Raw genomic sequence first — 18,307 nt, 5'->3', positions numbered from 1 at the left:
CCATATGCGGGCCGGTGGGGGCGTGCGCGGGTCCCCGGGGGGCGGCGTCAGGCGTGCGAGCCGGGCAGGACTCCCGTAGTACTGGTTACGAATGCCCGAAGGCAGAGCGGAAGGATGCGCTGCGTGGCAATCGCTCTCCGTGCGCGCACCCGCGTGACCGTGTCGTCCTTGGCCCTGTGCGCGGCGCTGCTCGCGCCCTGCTCTCCCGTCGGCTCCGCCGGGTTCGGTGGGCCGGCCGCCGCAGGCGGGCCGTCCGGCTGCCGGCGCACCCTCGTGGTGGTGGCGCACCCCGACGACGACCTCTTCTTCGTCAATCCGGACGTCATGTCGACCATCCGGGCGGGGTGCTTCGTCTCGGCGGTGTACCTCACGGCGGGCGACGGTGACGAGGAGGTGCCGACGGAAGCCAGGAACTACATCATGAACAGGGAGAACGGCATCCGGAGGGCCTATGCGGAGATGGCGGGAGCCGGTTCTGCCTGGAAACAGGACAACGTGCATGCGGACGGCCGCAGTATCCGGTCGTTCCGGCTTGCGAACCAAGGGCGGGTCCGGGACGTGAGGCTGACCTTTCTGGGCCTGCACGACGGCCGGCCGCAGGGAAGCGAGCCGGACAGTCTCCTGCACCTGTTCGACGGGCGCAGGAAGGCGATCGCCCCGCTGTGGGACGGCAGGAGGTATACCGAAGATCAACTGCTGTCGGTCTTGGTCTCCCTCATCCGGCAGAGCCGGGCGGAGAACGTTCTGACCCTGGATCCCGACATCGCGTCGTTCGCGAAGGGCACGGACGGCCGCGTGGATCACAGCGACCACGGCATCACCGCGCGCTACGCCCGGGAGGCCGCCTACCGTACGGGAACCCCGGTGGTTCCCTACCTCGGCTACCCGGTGGCACGGCTGCCCAGGAACCTGACAGCGGCCGAGACGGCGGAGAAGGAACGCCTCACCCGGTGGTACATGGCGCAGAGCCAGTGCCCGCGCGAACGCGTGTGCCCCGCCATGAAGATCTACGAGGCCACGCTCTCGAAGACCTACCGGCGTTGGGTCGAGAGACGTTATCGACGCACCCACAGGGATCCGCGTCCGGGCGAGATCATGGGGGACGTGGGCCGCACGACGCGCTACTCGGGCAGTTCACCCGAGCAGTGTCTGGCCGCGCCGAACGGCTCCCGGCGTACGAGCCAGGTCCGCATCCTCGGCTGCGACGGATCCGCGGGGCAGAAATGGGACGCTGGACCCGACGGCACTCTCAGGAGCCGGCTGGACCCGGCGTACTGTCTCACCGCGGCGGGAAGCCTCCTCCGGCTCCAGGCGTGCCGGGTCTTCGAGTTGAAACAGGTGTGGCAGCGGGTGCCCTGGATCAGTGCGACGTGGAAGCGGGCGGCCTGGAAGCTGGCCGGGGCCGGGAACATGTGCCTCTACCAGAACGACCGCTCCCTCCCGCGTCGGAACCGCGACACCGACCGTAGTCCGCGCCTGGAACTCGTGAGCTGCGATGGCCCCGCCCGGCCGGGGCTGTACTGGCGGTGGGCGCTCGGGCCGCCTCCCCCGTCATGACGCCGGACAGGTGGTCAGCCTTTCCAGGACCGGTCCGGTCGGCTTCGGTACTTGCTCCCGGACAGGGTCAACCAGCCGGTGGCTGGACCGTCCCGCGCCGGTGCTCTCCGCGCAGCACCCGGCCGGGCGCCCCGTCGTCGTAGGCGCCGCAGCCGGTGCCCGACCAGATGGACGCCTGACAGGGCAGTGTGTAGTAGGGCACGAGCACCGTCACCGGGCGGTTGCGCTCGTCGCGGACGGTCCAGAGAGCGGGCAGAACGTTGGGGGACTCGCCTGCGATGAGAGCCAGTCGGCAGGGTTCGCATGCAGGGCGGCGCGCTGCGGCGGCCTCCCGGGCGACCACCCGCCTCCCCTTGCGGACGCCCTGGTTGCGAGGCGGATCAACGGCGGTCCCGTGCAGTGGGTTGTAGAAGCAGCGAGGACGTGGCACGGGCGGGCGCTGCCCCATGTGCCGGGCGCGGGCGGCGGCGAACAGTTCCACAGCGCGGTCTGCGAGCACCACGCAGGCCGCCAGGTCCGGCAGGTCCTGCGCCTCGTCCAGCAGCTTGCCCGCAGCGTGGTACGCCTCGGTAGCGGCCAGGTAATCCCGTCGTACCGCGTTCTGGCCGAGGGCGGGTGTGAACTCAAGGCGCGGGTCGGCCAGCAGCTCGCCCACTCGTGCCAGGTGCTCCGCCGCTGCAGGAGCGAGTTGTTCGCGCATCGCCTCCCACTCCGCCCGGACCGTCCGTTCCCGCTCCCGCAATCGGACTCGGCTCAGAGGTTCCGGGTCCGTCGGTCCGTTCACGAGCCGCCCGCGCAGCCAGCGCAGATCAGGCACGACGGCCAGGAGGGCGCGGAACGGATTCGGTAGACGGTACTTACCCACGGATCCCCCTCCACGCCCCATGACCGGGCCTCCACATTACTGACTTCGACTCGTCGGAGTGAATCTTTGTGAAGTCCCTGACGGGTCCGGGCGAGTGGCTGTATCCGGGGTGTGTGAGATACGCGGATGGGGGCGGGCTGACTCCGACGGGGCGCCTGCGTCGGGAGTCTGTACGGATGCAGGTGGCGGAACTGTTTGAACAGCAGATCAAGCCGTCGGAGGTTGCAGGGCGGCTGAGGGTAAGCGTGAAGTCGGCCTACCAGTGGCACCAGTTGTGGCAGGAGGGTGGCGTTCAGGCCCTGGCCTCCCGCGGTCCGAGCGGGTCGCGGTGTCGTCTGTCCCCGCGGTCTCCGGAGAAGCTGGCCGCGCATCTGGAGCAGGGGCCGGCCGCTCATGGCTGGGTGGAGGACCAGGTATGGACCGCCTCGAGGGTGGCCACGCTGATCGGCCGGAAGTTCCACATCACCTACAGCGTCTACGGGGCCACCCGGTTGATGCACCGACTGGGCTTCAGTCCGCAGGTCCCCGCCCGGCGGGTCGCCGAACGCGACGAGCAGGCCGTCGCCGTGTGGAAGGAGGCGACCTGGGCGGAGGTAAAAGGGCGAGGGCGGCCTGCGAGGGCTATGTCTGCTTCGAGGACGAAGCCGGCCTCACCCGCGGGCGGCCCCGGGGACGGACCTGGCGCCGGAGAGGGATCACCCCGGTCGTGACGGTCAGCGGACGACGCTCGGGGCGGCTGTCGGTGGCCGGGCTGATCGCGATGCGAGCGGGTTCGAGGACTGGGCTGTGTCACCGCCTGCGGACCCATCCAGCGGGCAAGGGAACACGCCGCAGCATGGGCGAGCGGGACTTCATCGCACTCGTCGACGGAGTCCACCAGCTGGTCAGGGCCCCGATCCTGCTGGTCTGGGACCGGTTGAACACCCACGCCTCCCGCAGGATGCGCCACCTCCTCGCCGAGCGGGAGTGGCTGACGGTGTTCCTGCTGCCCGCCTACTCACCCGACCTGAACCCCGTCGAATGGGTATGGGCCCACGTCAAACGCAGCCTCGGCAACCTCGCCGTCATGGCCTCGACCGTCTCGAAACCCTCGTCCGCAATCGCCTCAAACGCCTTCAATACCGGCCCCACACCGTCGACGGCTTCATAGCCGGCACCGGCCACGCCCTCGACAACCCAGCCTCACTTTGAAGCGCCGAAGTCAGTAACAGTGTCGGTATCCACTTCGGCCGCCCGCGCCGCCGCCAGCTCGGCCAAGACCTCCGGCAGTGCCGGGTCGTCGATCGCGGCGACGGGGAAGACGGGCGGCTTCGCGCCCCGGTGGGCGGGTCCGATCGGCGCGGGTTCGCCGGCGAGCATCCACCCCCGTGTCGTGAGCGAGACGGTAGATCCGTGCGGAGGACTTCGCGATGCCCGCGCCGGTGAGGTACCGCCCCGACTGCCGCCGTGTACGACGCGGGCGGGGCGGACAGGGACACCACCCGGGCGCGCGGCCCACACGGCGCGCCCCGCTCCCGAGTCCGGCCACTGGTTCGGTCGTCATGCCTGTCCCCCCTCCAGCTCTGCCGCAGTAATGCGTGCCCCTCCCCCGGCGGCCGGGATGCCCCACCGCAGGCCGCGGTGATCACGTCAAGGCTCCGCGGTGCGGACTCGAGGAGAGGAGACGGTCAGTACGCGGCAGTAGAGCCGGCACCAGCCATGCAGTTGCCAAGCGTCTCCGTGATCGAACATTCGCCCGAATGGCTCTGCTGCTGACCAGTCGTGCCGCCAGCCTGTTTGCCTGGGGCGTGCCCCCAGGTCCTCCATCACGACAGGCACTCGGAGAGCAGGTCGACGACGTCGCGCCTGGCTCGCTGCGCGTGCCGTGGATGGTAGCCGACGCCGGGGACCACAGGGTGGTCGACCGGCGGGTGGTGGAAGGCGTGCAAGGCGCCGCCGTAGACCACGAGGCGCCTGCATCTCGGCGGCGAACGCGTCCCGTTGCGCGGGCGGCATGATCGGGTCATCCGATCCGACACCGGCCCACACCGGGCGGCGGATACGCTCCGCCTCGCCCGGCCGGCCCGTGGTAGTCGCGTTGACTGTCCCGATCGCCCGCAGGTTGACACCGTCGCGCCCCAGTTCCAGCGCGATGGCGACCCTGGTGCCGCCGTAGCCGACAGCGGCGATCCGGTCGGGGTCGGTCCGCGGTTCGACGCGCAGCACGTCGAGCGCCGCGTGGCCGATGCCCCGCATCCGGCCGCGATCAGTGAGCAGCGGCAGGTGTGAGCGTTCACGTTCTTCCCTATCTCGGGTGGTTTGAGCGTCATGCAATTCCCCATCCCGACTTCTCCTAATTGGCCATGGGTACGACGGAGTTCGGGATCGAGGGACCTGGTCATCGCGGAGGCGTGTGGGCGGCCCTGGGCCTGTGGTTCGGAAGGCCGATGGTCAGCCCGGATGGCAAGGAGAACGTTCGTCTTGGTCGACATCACCGAGATCTACGTCCACTGGTACGCGGGCCGCTCCAAGAGCGAGCTGGCTGCGTCGCTGGGGGTGGACCGCAAGACGATCAGGAAGTACCTGGAGCCGGCGGAGGCGTCCGGGATCACGCCGGGCGGGCCGCCGATGCGGGAGGCCGACTGGGCCAGCCTGATCAAGAGCCGGTATCCCGAACTCGCCGACCGGCGGCTGCGGCAGATCACCTGGCCCGACATCGACCAGCACCACGACTACATCAAGAACCTGCTGGGAACGGTGACCGTCTCCGCGATCCACCAGCGCCTGCGGGACGAGCACAAGCTGGACGTGTCGATCTCCTCATTCCGCCGCTGGGTGCCTGCCACGCTCCCCGATGACACGACAAGGTCGCAGGTCACGGTCTTGCGCGATGACGGCGAGCTCGGCGTGGAGATCATCTGCCGGGCCGGGCTGGCGCCTACGCTGAGGGTGCCCGCCGCGGTGCCCCCGGCGCGCTGCAGGTCGCTGACCGGTTCCATCTGTGGCAGGGTCTCGGCCGGGCGGTGGAGACCTGCGTCGCCGCCCATCGCGACTACCTGCGTGATCCTTCACCCGTCAGCATGTTGCCGGAGGCCCCCCGACTGGTTTCCGGCCGGCCGCAGGACGACTCGGAGCCCGTCGGCCGGCGGGTCGAGCGCAAGAAGGCAGCACATGCCCTGGTCCACAAGATGCTTGCCCAAGGCCATTCGCGCCGGGCGATCGCCCGGCACCTGGGCTGGGGTCTCAACACCGTGCTCCGGTACGCGAACGCCGCACGCTGGCAGGACACCATCCGCGAGAACCGCCCCGGGCCCAGCAGACTGGGCCCCTACAAGCCCTACCTGGAGCGACGCTTCGCCGAGGGATGCACCAGCGTCACCCGCCTCCACAGTGAACTCGTCGCCGACAACGCGCCCGTCACCTACCAGATGGTCCGCAGCCACATCGCCGACCTCCGTTGGGTTCCGTCTGGCGCGCCGCCGCGGCCCCCGTCGGTGCGGCAGGTGACTGGCTGACTCACCCGGCACCCCACGGCCCTGACCGAGGAAGACCGGGCCAGCCTGAAGGAGGTCCCGGCCCGCTGCCCCGAACTGGACAAGGCCGCCGGACACGTCCGCGACTTCGGCGAGATACTCACCGACCGCCTCGGCTCCACACTCCCCACCTGGATCGACGCCGTCGACGCCAGCCAGCTACCCGGCCTCACCGGCTTCGCACTCCCCCTCCGACTCTACGGCCGAGCTGGATTTGAACTGCTCCGCAAGATGGTCCTGCTCCAGCAGCACTCCGAGCCCGCCGAAGACCTGCGTCAGAACCGAGGGACTGACAGCAGCTAGAGAGGTCGGCTGGGGCGTGTCGGTGCCGACGGACATAATTCGAGCTGTGGACCTGAGACCGGAGTTGTTGCCGCCGCCCGTGAGCCGGCAACGGCTGGGCGAGCTGTGCGCCGAGGTAGAGCGGATCGCTGAGCTGCTGGTCGCCCGCCCGGAGGCGGCAGGCGAGGCGATCACGGCCTTCAACGCGATGACCGGTCACGGCTACGTGGCCCTTGACTTCGCCGAGTACGACGGAAGCAGGAGCCTGGAGGAGTTCGCGAGGGAGGCGGCCCGGCCGGCTCGCCCCGTGATTGTGGACATCACCCGGGACGAGCTCGTTGAGATCGTTCGCAGACTCCTGACTGCCTCTGCGGAGAGCGACTACTATCTGCGGCTCCTGGAGGCGAACGTGTCACATCCCCAGGTGAGTAACCTGGTTTTCTACCCCTCGGACGGCCTTCAGGACGCGTCTGCGGAGCAGATTGTCGATCAGGCCCTGAAGTACCGGCCGATCGCGCTCTGAGCTGCGGGGGAAGTCAGCTGGCCGTGGCTTGTTGTTCGGCGCGGGCACGGGTGCTGGCGAGGCGGCAGGAGCCGGTGCCCGTTTCGGCGAAGGCCTTCGTCCCACCGACGAGGGCTGGGGGGGCGTAACCGTCCCTTTCGGATCGAACGCTACCGTCACCCCCAGCGACCGCTCCCCAAGATCTGTGCCAGAACCGAGTAGCGACGTTGTTTTGACATGACATCGGGAGTCACATGCTCGCGAGGTTCTGGCACAGCTTCCGTGCAGTGGCCACGGTGAGTGACGGCTGAGCGTCGCCGGGCAGCGCTCGAAGTCGCCCAAAAATAAGTCGTGGTCAGGGCAGTTGGGCTGACAGTGCGGGGCTGTGGAAGAGGCCGTGCTCCGACTGAAGGAGCTGTTGTTCCCGTCGATCGCGAATATCGCGGTGCTGTCGGTGGACGTGAGCATCGCGATGGTGCGTGTTGACGCGAAGTGCACCACGATTGGCGCCGCCTGCCCGGAATGCGGGACCTGGTCGACCCGCGTTCACAGTTCCTACCTGCGGTTTCCTGCCGACGTGCCCAGCGCCGGGCGGAGGGTCGTGCTGCAGCTTCGCGTCCGGCGGTTCCGGTGCCGGACGACCTTGTGTCGGCGCCGGACCTTCGTGGAGCAGATATCCGGCCTGACCCGCAGGCATGGTCAGCGCACGGAACGACTGCGCTCGACCCTCGCGGCACTCGGTCTCGCCCTGGCTGGCCGGGCCGGCGCCCGGCTGGCCGCCGTCCTCGGAGTGTCCGTGAGCCGGAGTACTGTCTTGCGTCTGGTCAACGCGCTGCCCGAGCCGGAAGTGCCGGCGCCGCGGGTGGTCGGCGTCGACGAGTACGCCACGCGCAAGGGCCGCCACTACGGCACCGTCCTCGTGGATGTCGAAACCCGCCGTCCAATCGAGCTCGATCCAGCGACAACTCGGGATGACCTGGCGGACCGTCAAACAGTTCGCCGTCGCCGCGAAGCCGGAGGACCTCTTCACCGGCCAATGGCAGAACCGGCCCTCCATTCTCGACGACTACAAGCCCTACCTGGACGACCGCTGGAACGAGGGTTGCACCAACGCCTGGAAACTCTGGGAGGAGATCCTGCCCCTCGGCTACAAAGGCAGCTACCAGCGCGTCCGCGCCTACCTGCACGACAAACGCACCTCACCACGGCCGGTGACTGCCGGACCGCCCTCGCCCCGCGCCGTGGCCGGATGGATCCTTCGGCACCCGGATACCCTCACCGAGTCCGAGCAGCTCCAACTCAAGTCCGTCCACACACGCTGCCCCGAACTCGACGCCCTGACCCGTCACGTCCGGTCCTTCGCGGCCATGCTCACCGGGCACCAGGGCGAACGCCTGCCGGACTGGCTCGACGCCGTCCGGCAGGACGACCTTCCCAGCCTCCACACTCTCGCTGCGGGCATCGACCGAGACCTCGATGCCGTCATTGCCGGCCTGACCCTGCCCTGGAACTCCGGAGTCGTCGAAGGCCACGTCAATCGGATCAAGATGCTGAAGCGTCAGATGTTCGGCCGCGCTGGCTTTGACCTCCTGCGTAAACGAGTCCTGCTGGCGTGACGTCCTAGACCGGCTCCTCGTACGCATCGGTCTCGGAGGGCACACGAGCCAGCAACAGCTCTAGGTGCCCCTCCATGGCGGCGAGCCACTCGTCGAGGTCCACGTCGGCGTCATGGAAGAACCAGGAGTTGAAGCTTCCCAGGGCGTCCAGGGCGGGTTCGCACTCGTAGCGGAGTTCGCAGTGGATCTGTACGTAGTGGTCGTGCTCACCGCCGTCGTCGCTGATGTCGAACTGTCGCGTGAGGTCCACCGTGAACATCGGACGCCCGCTGAAGGCGTACGTGCCGTACTGGAAGAGCAAGCCGTCTGAGTCGGGGGTGGGCGCGGTGGCAAAGCGCAGCCGCGCGAATCGCATGAAGGCCAGCCATGCAGCCCGCGTGGTCAACTCGGTCTTCGCCGATCGCTCAACCTCCAGCTCGGCGCGCAGGACATCGAGGGTTTCCTCTATCCGCGGTCTGTCGTGCACGTCAGCTCTCCCCGGTTCGTGAATCAGCACCCTAACCTCGTAGGGTCGGATCAAATCCAGTCCTGACCAGCGAGGCAGCCACCTCCCGGCTCGCAACGCTCAGTCACTGCTGCACGGAACCTGTGCCAGAACCTCGCGCGAATAGGCGGTGTTCACGAGTAAGGGAGGCACCCACTGGGAGCACAGCCCTACCGGTCCTGGAGGGGAACAAGGCGGCGGTTACTGAGGTTTTCGGGTTGTCATCGGGTGGTGACGGTTCATGATCCCTGCGGTATGCCGGTGGGGTGAGGTATCCGGAGGGTGGGGGCCTGACAGCTGAGCGTCGGGCGTTTCGTGAGGGGATCCGGCTTCAGGCCGGCGAACGGTTCGCGGCGAGTGAGAAGACCGCGGTGATCGCGAAAGATCTGCGGGTGAGTGTGCGGTCGGTGGAACACTGGCGTCGTGCATGGCGCGAGGGCGGCACGGAGGGCCTGCGTTCCACGGGCCCGGCGAACTCCCCGACCCTCACCGACGCCCAGTTCGCCGTGCTCGAGGAGCAACTCGGCAAAGGCCCGTCAGCACACGGTTTCGACGACGAACGCTGGACCCTGGCCCGGGTGCAGACGGTGATCCGCCGGCATCTTCGGGTGAGCTGTCGGTGGCGACGGTGTGGCGGCTGCTGAAACGGCACGGCTGGTCCTGGCAGGCACCCGCTCGCAGAGCCCTCGAGTGTGAGGAGCACGCGGTGGCGCTGTGGAAGAAGGAGGTGTGGCCGCGGGTAAAAGCCTCGCGGCGGCATCCGGGGCCTGGATCGTCTTCGAGGACGAAGCCGGCTTCTCGATGACTCCGCCCCGTGCCCGCCCTGGGACCGACGCGGACACACCCCGTCATCCGCGCCCGTGGCAGGCCCCGCCGCCGGACCTCGGTCGCCGCCCCGTGCTGCTACAAACCCGGTGAGAAGAGCCGCCTCATCTACCGCCCCCGCACCCATCTCCTGCTCAAGGGGGCACGCAAGAGCTTCTCCTGGAAGGACTACCGCGACCTGCTGGTGCGGGCACACCTCCAGCTCGACGGCCCGGTCGTGGTGGTCTGGGACAATCTCAACACCCACCTGGCCGCCGGACTGAACGGTTCGAGGCCGAGCACGACTGGCTCACCACCGTCCGCCTCCCGCCCCACGCACCCGACCTGAACCCCGTCGAAGCCTTCTGGTCACTCGTGCGCAGAGCCACGGCCAACACCGCTTTCGCCACACCCGACGACCTCGACCGCACACTCCGCCGCGAGTTACGCAGAATCCAAATCAGACCCCACCTGATCGACGGCTGCCTCACCGCCACAAGTCTGGCTATCAACCCACCGACCCCACCCTGAAAACCTCAGTAGCGCCGTCACGCCACCCCTTGCCAGGCATCGGGTCCGAAGGCGCCCTTGATGTCGGAGGCGACGGAGGGAGGGTCCACCAGGAAGCCGAGTTCGTAGACGACGGTTTTGCTCGGTGCCTGAACGCGCAGTTTGTCGGAAACCGGGCAAAACCTCCGCCAGCAGTCGGGGAAGTCCCTCACCCTAGCCGTCCGCAACCCCCGGATCCCGGACGCAACTTCACCCACCTGACAGGTTCTTACCGGGCCGTACCAAAATGAGCCGGGACCTCTCCCCGAGCGGATCCGGCCGGATCCGCTCTCCTCACGGCGGCCGCTCAACAGGGATGCCAAGGCTTCCTGCCTACCGCCTAGCCCTCTTATGGATAGGTTTCAGCCGTTGCAGGGCAGCCTCGCGGACACGTTCGCCTTGGCAGATATGGGCGGGCAGGCGCACCTCGGGCAAAAAGTCCGCCCCAGATGTTGGGTGAAGAACGACCGGCTCAACCACGCCGGCTACCTATGGGCCTTCTCCGCGCTCCGCCACTCGCCGGCGGCAGGAGCCCACTACCAAGTGGACGGCCGCTGGGGTCCGGCCATGCTCCTGGCCGGCAGCCGTGCTCGCAGCAAGGCGAAGGACATCACCTCCACCCCTGAGGGCACCCCGGCCGGCGCCGCAAACGGCACCTCGCGGATCGCCTTCTCCCGTCCGCCGCCCTGCTGGCGTTTTTTCACCATCATTAGTCGCTCCCCTACCCGGCCGAATGCTGCCCCACCTTCTAGTTGGAGGAGTGCCTGGCAGTGAGCTACCGGCTGGGTGCAGGAATAGTGAAGGTGCTGGAAGGCCGCGCCGCGGCGTCGGACCGACGACGAGGAGTTCCCCATGCAGATCGTTCTCTTTGGTGCCACCGGCATGATCGGGCACCGTACAGCCGCCGACGCCGTGCAGCGCGGTCACCAGGTGGTGCCCGTCTCCCGCTCCGGGCAGGCGCCGTTCAACCATCCGCTGCTGACGGCCGTGCCGGTCCACGCAGGCTCGGTGCATCAGGTTCCCGAGGCGGTCGGCGGCGCTGACGCGGTGGCCTCCGCGCTGGGCCGCTGCGGGACCGCAGTGACCCCCGTCCGCCGTTCCTCACGCTGAACGAGGCGTTTCTGGAGGGAGTCCGCCGCGGGGGTGTGCGGCGGGTCGTCATCGTCGGTGGCGCCGGTTCACTGAACACCGACGGTGGTGCGCGCCTCATCAACGCTCCCGGTTTCCCGGCGGAGTACCGGGAGGAAGCGCTGGCGCACGCGGACCTCCTGGAGGCGCTCGGCCAGGTCGAGGACCTGCTGTGGACGTCCGTCTCGCCCGCCGCGGCGATCGCGCCGGGCGAGCGCACGGGCGTCTTCCGCACCGGTGGCGACGACCTCCTCACCGACGCGGACGGCAACAGCGCCATCAGCGCCGAGGACTACGCCATCGCGTTTGTCGACGAAATCGAGCGCACCACGCACCCGCGCGCCCGCATGTCCGTCGCCTACTGAGCTTGTTCAGCTTGGGGTTCGGGTGAGCAGCTTGGACCCCTGACCTGTGCAAATCGGGCAAGCGTGTCACCCGATCGGTGGCCGAGTCGAACAAGCTCACCGACCCCCGGGGAAGCACGGCCGACAGCACGACCCCCTTTACAGCTCATCTGCGGACCTGCCGCGCCGTCCCGGGTTCCCAAAGCCGCACACCCGAGTGGGACACAATCCGCTATGCAGCTTTTGCCCCTTTTTAGCCCTATGGGAGAAATCCGTGTCCGTAACCGTGACCAGGTTCGCCGCACCGACAGCGAGCGTGAACAGCTGGTTGGTGGCCGATAACACCATCCTCGTCGTCATCGACGTCCTTCGCAGCAGCTCGGAAGCCACCGAGCTGGCGGACGAGGTAGCCGCCTCCGGCAAGCAGCTCCTCGCGGTGGTCGTCACCCACGGCCACCCCGATCACTACATCGGGCTGCGCGCCTTCGCCGAACGCTTCCCGCGGGTGCCTCTACTCGTCGCATCCCGGAAGATCGCCGACGACATCACCGGCTTCACCGCCTGGATGGAGTCCGTCGGCTGGCTGGACGCCGAACCCACCATGAAGCCGCGCAGCACCGCCAACCCCGACGGCTTCGACTACGGCCTCATCGAGGTCGCGGACCGCCCGGAACTGACACTCGCCCAGGGAGCGGTCCTACGGCTGGACACCGACTGGCCCGCCGCGGAGGCCGACCACACCACCGTGGTGCACGTCCCCGCCGCCAACGCGGTCCTCACGAGCGACCTGGTCTACTCAGGCGTCCACGCCTGGGAGGGCCCGCAGGTCACCAGGGACAAGATCCAGTCGTGGCTGTCGGCCCTGGACACCCTGCGGGAACGCTACGGCACCGATGTGACCGTCCACCCCGGCCACGGCCCGCAAGGCGACACGACACGCTATGAGGAGATCCGCCGCTACCTCCACGACTTCCTCACCGTCACCGAATCAGCCACCGGCCGAGAGGAGGCCCTGGCAGAAATGACCCGCCGCTACCCCGACCACCACCAGGCCGACTTCCTGCTTCCCCTCAGCATCGACTTCCACGTCCACACCTGAGCAGCCGCCACGACGCCCAGCCAGGGGACCCAATGCCTGCCCAGGCCCCCCGCGAATCGATCATGGTTTCGACCCGTCACCCTAGGCGCGCAGGAACAAAGCCGACCGGCCTACTGGGCTGTGGGCCCGCGTTGCGACACCAGGACCCAGGTCTCGAGTCAGCCGTGGCAGTGACACTGCCCGAGGAGACGCTGTTGCCCCACGACTCGTCATGGTGCAGCACACCGCGGCAGTCGGTCCGAAAGTTCGACTGGCCCATGCGCTGGGCATACGAGGTTGCGGTCTTCGCTCCGTCCGGTCTCGACCACTCCTCGGCCGCGGCAGGGTGCTGCGCCGGTGCTCGCCGCACACGACGACATCCTTTGGCCTACTACGTTTTCGGCCCTGAGGAGGACGATCTTGCGGCACCTCCGCGAGATCGTTGATCCGTGCGAACAACCGTCGGATACACCCTCGAAAGCATCGGCTACGTCGTAGGAGCCCAGGGGCTCGTCACCTTCGCTTCGCAGACCCTCTTCGGCACGCAGTGGGGCTGGATACCCAAGGTCGTCCACCTGCCGTCAACCGCTTACCTCGGCATCGTCGCCGTGGGGTTGGCGCTCATCATCGGCGGGGTGAAGACGAGGAAGAAGCCTCAGCGCCAGAAGGACGCCTGACCGGCGGGCATTTCAGCCCGCAAGGCAGATCCTCAGCCTTGGAATTCAGGACACCGAAGGCGCCCAGGAACGTCGAGGTGAAGGTGACCGGCTTACGGATGGTGGCGCGGCCGTCGAAGCGGACGTGGTCGAAGCGGTAGCAGTTGCCGTCGTCGTCACACAGCGTCCAGCCCCGGAGGTTGACGGCGTCGCGGGTGGTGTTGGTGATCTCCACCCCCTCCCCGGTGAGTGACCGGTTCGAGCGGTCGTCACGTCCGAGGCTGTCGGCCTGGACCCGGCTGATCTCCACCCGCGGATGTCGGCGGTGGTCACGGTCCTACGCCGTGGCCGGCAGCGCGGCAGCCCCGACCACGGCCCCCAGCGGCCAAGACGGTCTAGGCGGTACGACGAACAGGAGGAACAGACGACGCGATCGCACGTTCCCGCGGCGGGCTGAGTACCAAGGTCCACCTGGCCGCAAACGGCCGCGCACGGCCCCTCGCCATCGCCGTCACGGCCGTCCGCCCGGCTTTGACGCGGAGGCCTACAAGCAGCGCAACACCGTCGAGTGGTGCATCAACCGCCTCAGAGGCTGTTTCCTTTCCGTGCCTGATCGCTGACTTTCTGCTGGTCAGGCATGGTGTCGTTGGTTCCGTGGCAGAGAGGACATGTCGTGTCGTTTCGGGCGGAGCCTCGGGAATGCCGTCGGTGGTCGGTTTGCTGGAGGAGCGGGAACGGGGTGCCCAGCAGCGGGTTGAGGTGCTGCGCGAGGAAGCCGATCGGACCCTTGCCGAGCTGCGCGACGCGGAGCTGTTCTGGGAGCGGTTCGTGACTGCGCGGGAGGTTCTCGCCGAGGTTCTCGCTGGTCCGGGCGGTGGTGCTGACGTCGAGGAGGCTGCCGTGCCGGTTGCGGAGAGCACTGCCCCGGCGCCGGCTCCGCCCGCGTAGTGCGCGGCGAGGTAGCCGCCGAGATCCGGCCGGCTTCCCTCTCGGTCGGGCGGCAGGCGCAGCCGGACCGGTCGATGCCGGCGCGCTGGGTGAGGGGCGAGGGGGGGGTGGCTGGGCTCTGCGTCGCATCGGGGACGTGCTATGCGGCCTACTGCTCGGTGAGGTGCCCAGGTGGTTCGCATCAAGGGACTCGACGCGGACCGTGCCGGCTGCGAAGGTCACGCCGGTGCGGCCGGCCGCCATCTCGCCGGTGGTCTCGAAGCTGAAGGTGTCGCCGTAGTAGTGGGTGAGCGGGAAGAGCATCGGCTTGGGGCCGAGGGCGAGGGTCAGCGTGCCCTTGTTGTCGGCCGTCACGGTCGCCTTGCCGTAGTACGGGTTGTCGTAGGTGCCGGTGTAGGCGGCGCTGTCCTTGGCGGGCTTGGCGGAGGCGGGCGGGTGGGCGTAGTCGGTGGGGGATCGGGCGTTGTCGATCTCCTTCGCGTAGACGGACGCGAGCAGGGGAAGCCAGTCGGTCGTGGCCTTGCCGTGCTGGGCGACGTCGAGGAAATCGAGGGCGACGGCGTCGGCCAGGCCGACGGGGGCGCCGTTGGTGAGGACGACGATGCCGAGCTTCTCCAGGGGGAGCATCGTGACGTTGGCGTTGGTACCGAGTTCGAAGGCGCCGGAGTGGCTCAGGCGCAGCCGGCCGGAGTCGTCGTAGGACACGTTCCAGCCGAGGCCGTAGAAGCCGGCGCGGCCGGAGGGGGAGGTGGGCGGCTGAGAGACGATCTGGGGAACGTGCGTGCGGGCGAGCGTGGCGGCGGGGATGATCCGCTTGCCATCGAGGGTGCCGTCGGACAGCTGGAGCCGCAGCCAGCGGGACATGTCGCGGGCGGTGGAGCTGACGCCGCCGGCGGGGGCTTGGGCGTCCGGGTCGCGGACGTAGCGGGGGCTCCAGGTGCCGTCCGGGTTCTTGACGTGGGTGGCCGCGTGGTCGGGGGCGTTGACGTAGGCGGAGAACTCGGTGCTGGTGTGGGTCATGCCGACGGGCTTGAAGAGGATGTCCGCGCTGAGCTTCTGCCAGGTGGTGCCTTTGGCGCGGGCGACGGCCTCGGCGGCGGCGGTGAGGCCGGAGTTGGTGTAGGCGTAGCTCGCGCGGAAGGCGGTGAGGGGCTCCAGGCGCAGGTGGTTGAAGATGTACGACTGGTCGTAGCCGAGGTCTTCGAGGAGGTCGCCGGCGTGGTCGGGCAGGCCGCTGCGGTGGGAGAACAGGTCGGCGGTCGTGACGTGGTCGGTGACCCAGGGGTCCTTGAAGGCGAAGCCGGGGAGGGTGACGTGACGGTCCCACTCGTCTGGGGTGGTGAAGGCACCGGCGATGACGGTGGAGGAGACGGGCTTGGAGACGGAGGCGATCTGGAAGACGGTGTCGGGGCCGACCTTGGCGGGCTCGCCGGTGCGGCGGACGCCGAAGCCCTTGAGGTGGACCACCTCGTCGTCGTGGACGACGGCCACGGAGAGGCCGGGGACGCCGGTGCGGCGCATCAGGTCGGTGATGGTCTGATCGAGGCGGGCCACGGCCTTGTCGATCTGGGCGTCGGTGAGTTGCGGCTTGGGGGCGGGGGGCGGGCCGGGGGCGGCCGTGGCCACCCCTGTTCCGGCCAGCACCAGTGCAGTCCCGGCCGCTCCGAGGGCGCGGTGCGTACGCATGCCGTCATTGTCCCGCCGCCGAGCCGCTCCCGCCTGTCCTGCCCGCGCCCCCCGACCGGGGCTCCGCTCCGTGCCCCGCGCCTCAATCGCCGGCGAGGCTGGATTGGGCTGGGTGGGCCTGCGCGGCTCAAGGATCGGGTTCTGCCCCGTGGCCGGAGTTTGACGGCTGTTGTCTTCCGTTCTTGATCACCGTGTTTTCGCTGGTCAGGCGGGACTTCCCGTCTCGGTGCTGTCGCCGGAGCATCAGCGGGCCGTGACGGTCCTGGGCGACGCGGCCGGGCCGGTGACGTGCAAGGAGCTGGCGACCGGGCTCGGGGTGGAGGGGCGGCGAAGACGAAGGTGGAAGGGGTTCGGGCCGGGGCGAGGCGGCTGGTGGAACGGGGCTGGCTGGTCAGGGAGCCCTCGGCCGGCTCGCGCCGGCCCGGGGCAGCGAGACGGCGGGTCATGAGCCGGGTCATCGACCAAAGGATCATCGCCTCGCCGGAGTCTGGACGCCGCTCGTAGTCGCGGGCCAGCCGGCGGGAGTGAAGCAGCCAGGTTCCACCACCCACTTGCGGGGCAGCACCACGAAGCCTTTGATAAAGCAGACGCTCGGCTGTACCCGTCCCAAGCTCCGCAGCCCCGAGGCGGCGGACAGGTGGACGTGGCTCGTGACCGCGGCGCGTACCCAGCTCCGGCTCACCCCCCAGGCCCCGGCCGATCTCCGCCGCCGCTGGGTCCTGCCGATCCTACGAACGACCGGCTCAGAACCACGCTTGGAAGGTAGGACAAGCTCAGGACCAGGCGCAGCCCACGGGCGCCGGTAGTGGACCGAGCACACAAACCAGACGGTCTTCTCCGGCGGCTGTGTCAGTCACCAGCCCTATGGCCCGGCATCTGGCTGTGCTGGTCGCGGAGTCCGGCCCCGGCATGGGGCCGGGACCGGACGATAGGTGCTATGTCCATGGGCGGCACCGTACGGAGTGCACTGGTCGGACCTTGGGCGCTTCGCGTAGTCCGGGCAGAAGGTCCGGAGCCCTCCGCTTCCGCACCCACACGCTCCACCCGGCCGGCGTAGTTCGCCTGGGGCGGCCACAGACGCCAGGCACGCTCGTCGAGGACGTGGCCACGCCGCGGTGCTTCAATGCCGGCTGGACGGCCGGACGCGGAACAGCTCGGTCCGCAGCACGGGTGTGCCGTCGACCGGTGCCGGGTCCTCCGCGGTCGGTTCGATGCCTCCGGCGGCGACTTTGTCCAGTGTCGTCAGGCCGTCGGCGCCGACCGTGCCGAACACCGTGTAGTTCGGTCGCAGCGCGGAATCGCCGTAAACGACGAAGAACTGTGAACCGTTCGTGTCCGGACCGGCGTTGGCCATCGCCAGCAGGCCGCGCCCATAGAGGCGGCGCGCGCCGGTCGGATCGGTCGGTGCCGGCGGCAGGTCCACCGGCAGCTCGTCCTTGTACTTGTAGCCGGGGCCGCCCTCACCGGTACTGGTCGGGTCGCCGCACTGCAGGACCTTCAGCGTCGGGTACGCCGTCAGGCGGTGGCACACCGTACGGTCGTAGAACCCATGCCGTGCCAGGTGCAGGAAACTCTGGACCGTGCACGGCGCCTTGGCCCGGTCCAAGTGCAGTGGGAGCGGGCCCTGGCTGGTCGGAACAGCCATATCGACCGTGCCACGACTGGGGGTGCGCCGCGGGTCCGGCGGCAGCGGAACAGAGCGTGCCGGCGGCTCGTCCGGGGTCTGTGTGTACTGGCAAGGGCCGTGCGTCGTGCGCGGCGGAGCGCCGTCGGAAGCAGCAGCGACACTCCCCCCGGCCACGACTAACGCCACGGCCGCCAATGCGCTGATCAGTGCCCGGTTCATCTCGCACGCCCTCCCGATGATCGCCAAGTCCTTGGGCGGTCGCAGTCTAGGGCGTGGGTTCGGTCCGCGGGAATAGTCAACGGCAGGAGGCCGGCCCGGCCGACCCCCGAGGTCATCGCCCTCCAGCTGACGTCCCTGCTCGACGGAGCCACTGGCGCTGTAGGCGACGGCCGCACCACAGCCAGCCCGGGGCGGAACCGTGATCGCCTCGGCGGACTCGCGGCAGCATCGGCGCGACCGGCGGCCGCAACACCACCTCCATCCACCCACCTCCACCCCGTCGGCCTGGCCCAAGCACCCAGCCTGCCCCCTGCCTCCTCCCCCCAGCCCGCGCAGGACGCCGGACGGCCGAGCGGCGACCGGGCTGTCCTGTCGCACCGAAGGTTGAGCATTCTCACTGCGGGTTGATGAGCGATAGGCGGGGACCGGCGGAGCCCAGGTTGCCCTGGG

13 protein-coding genes and 6 pseudogenes are annotated in these 18,307 nt (G+C 69.0%); 12 read left to right on the top strand and 7 right to left on the bottom strand.

Going from position 1 to position 18,307, the window contains the following annotated elements; all coding sequences use genetic code 11:
• Positions 1-123: 123 nt before the first annotated feature.
• A complete protein-coding gene (locus ACZ4M3_RS34665; RefSeq protein WP_467739532.1) occupies positions 124-1,557 on the top strand; it encodes a PIG-L family deacetylase in 1,434 nt (477 codons plus the stop codon).
• Between the two features lie 67 nt (positions 1,558-1,624).
• On the opposite strand, the gene ACZ4M3_RS34660 is transcribed toward ACZ4M3_RS34665, so the two are convergent.
• Positions 1,625-2,257: a hypothetical protein gene (locus ACZ4M3_RS34660; RefSeq protein WP_467739530.1), complete on the bottom strand. Its 633-nt coding sequence runs from the start codon at positions 2,255-2,257 to the stop codon at positions 1,625-1,627.
• 278 nt (positions 2,258-2,535) lie between these two features.
• On the opposite strand from ACZ4M3_RS34660, the pseudogene ACZ4M3_RS34655 reads away from it, so the two are divergent.
• Positions 2,536-3,613 (top strand): annotated as a pseudogene (locus ACZ4M3_RS34655) (IS630 family transposase).
• Here ACZ4M3_RS34655 and ACZ4M3_RS34650 read toward each other — a convergent pair.
• Entirely contained in the window at positions 3,605-3,781 is a 177-nt protein-coding gene (locus ACZ4M3_RS34650; RefSeq protein WP_467739528.1) for a hypothetical protein, read from the bottom strand. The pseudogene ACZ4M3_RS34655 and the gene ACZ4M3_RS34650 overlap by 9 nt on opposite strands.
• Before the next feature lie 452 nt (positions 3,782-4,233).
• Positions 4,234-4,687: pseudogene (locus ACZ4M3_RS34645) on the bottom strand (dienelactone hydrolase family protein); the annotation flags it as partial.
• A 195-nt stretch (positions 4,688-4,882) separates the two neighbouring features.
• Here ACZ4M3_RS34645 and ACZ4M3_RS34640 point away from each other — a divergent pair.
• From ACZ4M3_RS34640 to ACZ4M3_RS34630, 3 genes and pseudogenes are all read left to right on the top strand, one after another.
• Complete coding sequence (locus tag ACZ4M3_RS34640; protein WP_467739526.1) at positions 4,883-5,908, top strand: hypothetical protein; 1,026 nt, start codon at positions 4,883-4,885, stop codon at positions 5,906-5,908.
• Positions 5,909-6,283: 375 nt separating this feature from the next.
• Positions 6,284-6,739: a bacteriocin immunity protein gene (locus ACZ4M3_RS34635; RefSeq protein ID WP_467739524.1), complete on the top strand. Its 456-nt coding sequence runs from the start codon at positions 6,284-6,286 to the stop codon at positions 6,737-6,739.
• Positions 6,740-7,103: 364 nt separating this feature from the next.
• Positions 7,104-8,334: pseudogene (locus tag ACZ4M3_RS34630) on the top strand (transposase).
• A gap of 4 nt (positions 8,335-8,338) precedes the next feature.
• Here the strand turns inward: ACZ4M3_RS34630 and ACZ4M3_RS34625 are convergent.
• On the bottom strand, positions 8,339-8,800 hold the full coding sequence (locus ACZ4M3_RS34625) for a hypothetical protein (protein ID WP_467739522.1): 462 nt from the start codon (positions 8,798-8,800) through the stop codon (positions 8,339-8,341).
• A 284-nt stretch (positions 8,801-9,084) separates the two neighbouring features.
• On the opposite strand from ACZ4M3_RS34625, the pseudogene ACZ4M3_RS34620 reads away from it, so the two are divergent.
• The 5 genes and pseudogenes from ACZ4M3_RS34620 (at position 9,085) to ACZ4M3_RS34600 (ending at position 13,398) form a co-directional block, all read left to right on the top strand.
• A pseudogene (locus ACZ4M3_RS34620) lies at positions 9,085-10,153 on the top strand (IS630 family transposase).
• An 870-nt stretch (positions 10,154-11,023) separates the two neighbouring features.
• On the top strand, positions 11,024-11,281 hold the full coding sequence (locus tag ACZ4M3_RS34615; RefSeq protein ID WP_467739520.1) for an NAD(P)H-binding protein: 258 nt from the start codon (positions 11,024-11,026) through the stop codon (positions 11,279-11,281).
• Between the two features lie 35 nt (positions 11,282-11,316).
• Positions 11,317-11,664 carry an NAD(P)-dependent oxidoreductase gene (locus ACZ4M3_RS34610; RefSeq protein WP_467739518.1) on the top strand — a complete coding sequence of 116 codons (348 nt, stop codon included), beginning with the start codon at positions 11,317-11,319 and terminating at the stop codon, positions 11,662-11,664.
• Between the two features lie 253 nt (positions 11,665-11,917).
• Positions 11,918-12,742 carry an MBL fold metallo-hydrolase gene (locus tag ACZ4M3_RS34605; RefSeq protein WP_467739516.1) on the top strand — a complete coding sequence of 275 codons (825 nt, stop codon included), beginning with the start codon at positions 11,918-11,920 and terminating at the stop codon, positions 12,740-12,742.
• 428 nt (positions 12,743-13,170) lie between these two features.
• Positions 13,171-13,398, top strand: coding sequence for a hypothetical protein (locus ACZ4M3_RS34600; RefSeq protein ID WP_467739514.1), 228 nt, complete (start codon positions 13,171-13,173; stop codon positions 13,396-13,398).
• Here the strand turns inward: ACZ4M3_RS34600 and ACZ4M3_RS34595 are convergent.
• A complete protein-coding gene (locus tag ACZ4M3_RS34595; RefSeq protein ID WP_467739512.1) occupies positions 13,346-13,687 on the bottom strand; it encodes a hypothetical protein in 342 nt (113 codons plus the stop codon). The genes ACZ4M3_RS34600 and ACZ4M3_RS34595 overlap by 53 nt on opposite strands.
• 116 nt (positions 13,688-13,803) lie before the next feature.
• On the opposite strand from ACZ4M3_RS34595, the pseudogene ACZ4M3_RS34590 reads away from it, so the two are divergent.
• Positions 13,804-13,896, top strand: a pseudogene (locus ACZ4M3_RS34590) (IS5/IS1182 family transposase); the annotation flags it as partial.
• Positions 13,897-13,962: 66 nt separating this feature from the next.
• Here ACZ4M3_RS34590 and ACZ4M3_RS34585 read toward each other — a convergent pair.
• The gene (locus ACZ4M3_RS34585; protein WP_467739510.1) at positions 13,963-16,011 is read right to left on the bottom strand and encodes a serine hydrolase; all 2,049 of its coding nucleotides are present in this window, start codon (positions 16,009-16,011) and stop codon (positions 13,963-13,965) included.
• Positions 16,012-16,586: 575 nt separating this feature from the next.
• Here ACZ4M3_RS34585 and ACZ4M3_RS34580 point away from each other — a divergent pair.
• A pseudogene (locus ACZ4M3_RS34580) lies at positions 16,587-16,736 on the top strand (NF041680 family putative transposase); the annotation flags it as partial.
• Positions 16,737-17,131: 395 nt separating this feature from the next.
• On the opposite strand, the gene ACZ4M3_RS34575 reads toward ACZ4M3_RS34580, so the two are convergent.
• On the bottom strand, positions 17,132-17,857 hold the full coding sequence (locus ACZ4M3_RS34575; protein ID WP_467739508.1) for a peptidylprolyl isomerase: 726 nt from the start codon (positions 17,855-17,857) through the stop codon (positions 17,132-17,134).
• Between the last annotated feature and the right edge of the window lie 450 nt (positions 17,858-18,307).

It is taken from the genome of Streptomyces sp. NPDC026522 (assembly GCF_055567555.1).
Note: the sequence above shows the minus strand (reverse complement) of the source record. Positions and strands in the feature narration are given on the sequence as shown.

Coding starts and splice junctions, on each gene's coding strand:
- ACZ4M3_RS34660 (WP_467739530.1), bottom strand. CDS start 2,257: ATGCGCGAACAACTCGCTCCTGCAGCGGCGGAGCACCTGGCACGAGTG.
- ACZ4M3_RS34650 (WP_467739528.1), bottom strand. CDS start 3,781: ATGCTCGCCGGCGAACCCGCGCCGATCGGACCCGCCCACCGGGGCGCG.
- ACZ4M3_RS34615 (WP_467739520.1), top strand. CDS start 11,024: ATGCAGATCGTTCTCTTTGGTGCCACCGGCATGATCGGGCACCGTACA.
- ACZ4M3_RS34585 (WP_467739510.1), bottom strand. CDS start 16,011: ATGCGTACGCACCGCGCCCTCGGAGCGGCCGGGACTGCACTGGTGCTG.
- ACZ4M3_RS34575 (WP_467739508.1), bottom strand. CDS start 17,857: ATGAACCGGGCACTGATCAGCGCATTGGCGGCCGTGGCGTTAGTCGTG.